This is a genomic window from Yinghuangia sp. YIM S10712 (assembly GCF_051388935.1).
In the GTDB taxonomy this organism is placed as follows: domain Bacteria; phylum Actinomycetota; class Actinomycetes; order Streptomycetales; family Streptomycetaceae; genus Yinghuangia.
The window spans coordinates 478,640-482,561 of the sequence record NZ_JBPKBI010000003.1; the positions used below are offsets into that span (position 1 = coordinate 478,640).

Genomic DNA, 3,922 nt, shown 5'->3' on the forward strand with positions numbered 1-3,922 from the left:
GGACCATCACAGATGGTCCGGGCCGACCTCGTCTTGGTCGCGGTTCGCCCGCGCTCACAGTGGTGACGACGTGTCGTTCGAGCGCGGCAACACTGTTCCGACGCGTTCAACATGAACGGCGTCTCGTCCTCGGCTCACCCGGCTCGGAGACCTGTCATACAGGCTGCATTTCTTTGTACCTCTCCTCCCATGTCAGTCGGTTTGTCTAGCCTTGACATGAGGTGACCGGGAGGCCGCTGGGCAACGGCGGTCGGGGGCAGAGGCGGGGGCTCATGGCTCGTCGTAAGTCGATCACATCCCAACTGCTCGGGGCGTACCAACAGCGTCAGAAGGTCCGCGAGCAAGAGCAACGGCGCATCGCGGCCGAGGAAGCTCGCCAGGCGGCTGAGATCGAGCGACACGCCAAGGCAGAGCTGCAAAGAGCCAAGGCAAAGCAACAAAAGCAGGCTGCCGCGGAGCGCAAGCGGCTGCGTGAGGAGACTGAGCAACGGCGCGAGCAGAAGCGGATCGACGCCGCGGAACAACGAGCCAGGCAGGAACTTGCGCGCATCCGCCAAGAGGCCCAGCGTCGAGAGGCGACGCGCGAACGCGAAAAACAACGAGCCGCTGCCGAATCCGCCAAGGAAGCGCAACGTCTCGCTGCCGAACGAATGGTGAGCTTGGCGGAGGAATCGACTCGTCAGGCTGCGTCTCGAGTCGAGGGCTTCGAGACGTTGTTGTCACGGAGGTGCCTCGACCTCACCGAACACCGGCTCGCAGTCGGCCGCAATTTCGATCTCGGGGGTCCGGAAGAGTTGACTCGGTCTGTATGCCACGTGCTTGCGCACCCGATCCACCTGGCCGGCGAGCCCGAGCAGTGCCGCGCTACCTATGCTCCCGAACAGCGTCAGCTGGTGGTGGACTTCGAGCTACCCCGCCAAAGCGTTGTTCCCACCGCGTCGGCTTACCGGTACGTCAAGTCACGCGGCGAGATCGTGCCGCAGCCCCGAAAGGAAGCCGAGGTCAAAGCGATCTACGGCCGCCTGGTCGCCCGGACTGCATTACGGGTCATCGACCAGGCATTCCGCACCACGCCTCCGCAGTTGGTCGACACGGTCGTCTTCAACGGACATGTTTCCGCGAAGGACCCTGCTACCGGCAAACCGATCCGCCCATGCCTGATCAGCGTCGAGGCTCTCCGTGGCAGGTTCGAGGAACTGGAGTTGGACGAAACCGAGTTGGATCCGATCCTGTGTCTGCGGGGGCTGAACGCGATCGTGTCCCCGCATCCCTTCGACCTCGAAGCCGTCCGACCTGTCATCCAGTTCGACCTCTCGCGCTATAAGTTCGTCGAAGAAGTCGACGTCGTCGCGGGCATGGACGCCCGGCACGATCTACTGACTCTCACCCCCGGCGAGTTCGAGCATCTGATTCGCCGCCTCTTCGAGGCCGCGGGCATGAAGGCTTGGGTCACCCAGCAGTCCAAAGACGAGGGCGTAGATGCCGTCGCCGTGGTCGACGACCCACTCATGAGCTTCACGTGCGTCATCCAGGCCAAGCGCTACAGCAAGGTCGTCGGATTGGAAGCAGCCCACGCGCTGGCAGGCGTCATGGAGGACAAGAACGCCGGCAAGGCAATCCTCGTCACCACCTCGTGGTTCGGGAAATCCAGCCGTGACTTCGTCCAACGCCACGGCCGAATCGAACTCATCGACGGTCGCGGCCTCAAAGCCATGCTCAAGGAACACCTCGGACTCGACGTCCTGATCGGCCTCCCCAAAATCCCCCCGGGCTGGAATCGCCACGACATCACATGAAGCCCGACCCGTCAGCCACAGGGGTCGCAAACCGCCAGAGATCGCTCCCTTGCGTCGGCACAGGACGACTCTTGCTCCGCACCGCTGCAGTCGAACAGGTCGAAGCCCTCGCACGAACCGGCTGTCACGCTGCGGGCGGTCCGCCCAACGAACGCTGAGCATTGTCGATGAGCTCCTTGTAGGTCATCACTTCGACGCGGCTGAGATGGGTGTTGAAGGTCCGCAGCGCTTCGTTGATCTCATTCTCTGGGACCTGCGGATGCAGACCCGGATGGCCGATGAGGACCAGGGCGCTCGCGCGCCGTGTCTCGATGCCGAAGTCATCGCGGATGCAGTGTCGGTTCTCATCAAGTCCCACCAAATAGTTCATGGCTTGACCGACAGCTTCGTGCACCGCGGAAGCAGGTACCCAAGCCCCGCGATGGGACTTGATCAAGGGAGCTCGCATGCCCATGGCACGCTTGAGCTCGACAATGTGCAACGCCCCGTCGCCGCGCACCAAAGGGATGTCAAACTCGTCTCCGTCGACCAACCGTCGATGTCCGAACTCCTCGACAAAGCGCCCTCCGAAGATCCAACACTGCCCTGTCAGAGCACGCTGGAGGTCGAGCTCACTGGCATGCGTGTCCTCGGCAGTCCTGCGGAGTTCCGACAAGCCTGCGGAACGCCGCTGCAATTCGGCTGCCCGGAATAGCAGTTGGCCTTCCGAGTCGGCTGCCAACAGTGTCAACGCCTCTGGTGACGTGACAATCCGGCGCGCCGCCTCACTCGGGCTCTCGATGTCGGTCCGTTCGGCGAGCGCGCGTTGCAACCACACGGCCATTTCGGCACGCCCCCGAAGCACGCGATACCGGCCCGGACGATCAGACGGCGCATCGAGGTACTTCATCTCCTCCGAGAGCGATGAGATGTAGGCGAGTACTTCCTCAGCGCCTGCGTCAGGGGTGTCCAAGAGGAACTTGCGGCCCGCTTCGGCGACATGCTCGAAGATGATGGACTGAACGCCTGCCACAAGCTCTCGATGATGTTCGTTTCGCTCCCCATCCTGGAACAATCGGTAGCGTTCCTCGAAGTCCGGCTTCAGGATGCGACCTTCCGCATAATCCAACGAGTCTTGCACCAGCCGTACGACCTGCCATTCACCACATGTGGCAGCCCTTGCACGCACGTCCTCCAAGAGCCGGACGAGTTCCTTCCCACCACGTCGGTTGCGCCGTCCCCCATTCCCCATATGGTCGAACACCGCATCGACTGCGGCTTTCACGTCTTCTTGATCCGCCTCCTTCCGCACGATCTCTAACTGCAGTTCGAGCGTCCAGTCCGATCTAACGGTCATGGCGGCGAGTGTGGCCACGCGGACTGACAACCCGCCCACCCTGCGGCGATCAGCCGAAGGTGGCCGGACGAGCGGCTGACCGCAGGGAGAAGCGCGCTCAATGGCCCACAGGCTGTTCCAGTCGCCGCTGCTGGTTTGCAGTTTCGCGACCGAGAGCCTGGTTCACACGGCGATTCGTACGTGTGCAGGCCCCTCGATTGCCCGCCTGAGGCGTACCTACGGGCAGGTCCATCTACACCCATCTCGCCGTTCCGGGCCTCATCAACCGGGTCGACTCAAGTGGCGAGGTTCCGGTCCACGGAGATCGCTGGGGGCGCGTCCACCGGAGATGCGATCCACGGTGATGCCCATCTTGATATCGTTGATGGGATACTTGATATCCATGGAGGTGCATCGATGGCGCGGACAGTGATCGACCTGGACGACGACCTGCTTGCCGACGTGGCCAAGGCTCTCGGCACGGGCACCAAGAAGGAGACGGTCAACACGGCTTTGCGTGAGGTTCTGGAGAATCGGCGGCGGGCCCTGGCGCTCACCCGGCTGCGCGCGTCGGCGGATGAGGGCGCCTTCGATCTCGAACTTCTGGAGGACAAGAGGAACTACCGCCGGTGAACGCGGCGCAGTTTCTGATCGACACCAGTGCCCTCGCGCGCTTCATGCGCAACGACGCGGAGAAGTACGGTTGGGACCAAGCCGCGGCGGCCGGGCTGCTCGCGCTGTGTCCGATCACCGAACTCGAGTTCTTCTACAGCGCGGGGTCGGCGGCCGACCGAGCGCAAGAAACCGCGGA

General features: G+C 63.1%; 3 protein-coding genes and 1 pseudogene. 3 read left to right on the forward strand and 1 reads right to left on the reverse strand.

The genetic code is table 11. The features are described 5' to 3' along the window. Window positions 1-272 precede the first annotated feature (272 nt). Window positions 273-1,796, forward strand: a complete 1,524-nt coding sequence (locus ACRX5W_RS11560) for a restriction endonuclease (protein ID WP_436787936.1) — start codon at window positions 273-275, stop codon at window positions 1,794-1,796. Between the two features lie 124 nt (window positions 1,797-1,920). Here ACRX5W_RS11560 and ACRX5W_RS11565 read toward each other — a convergent pair whose 3' ends face one another. Then, complete coding sequence (locus ACRX5W_RS11565) at window positions 1,921-3,132, reverse strand: Shedu anti-phage system protein SduA domain-containing protein (protein WP_436787937.1); 1,212 nt, start codon at window positions 3,130-3,132, stop codon at window positions 1,921-1,923. A gap of 396 nt (window positions 3,133-3,528) precedes the next feature. On the opposite strand from ACRX5W_RS11565, the gene ACRX5W_RS11570 reads away from it, so the two are divergent. Together ACRX5W_RS11570 and ACRX5W_RS11575 are read left to right on the forward strand one after the other, a co-directional pair. After that, complete coding sequence (locus ACRX5W_RS11570; protein WP_436787938.1) at window positions 3,529-3,744, forward strand: type II toxin-antitoxin system VapB family antitoxin; 216 nt, start codon at window positions 3,529-3,531, stop codon at window positions 3,742-3,744. Further along, a pseudogene (locus ACRX5W_RS11575) lies at window positions 3,741-3,922 on the forward strand (PIN domain nuclease); the annotation flags it as partial. The gene ACRX5W_RS11570 and the pseudogene ACRX5W_RS11575, both read left to right, overlap by 4 nt.

Coding starts and splice junctions, on each gene's coding strand:
- ACRX5W_RS11570 (WP_436787938.1), top strand. CDS start 3,529: ATGGCGCGGACAGTGATCGACCTGGACGACGACCTGCTTGCCGACGTG.
- ACRX5W_RS11560 (WP_436787936.1), top strand. CDS start 273: ATGGCTCGTCGTAAGTCGATCACATCCCAACTGCTCGGGGCGTACCAA.
- ACRX5W_RS11565 (WP_436787937.1), bottom strand. CDS start 3,132: ATGACCGTTAGATCGGACTGGACGCTCGAACTGCAGTTAGAGATCGTG.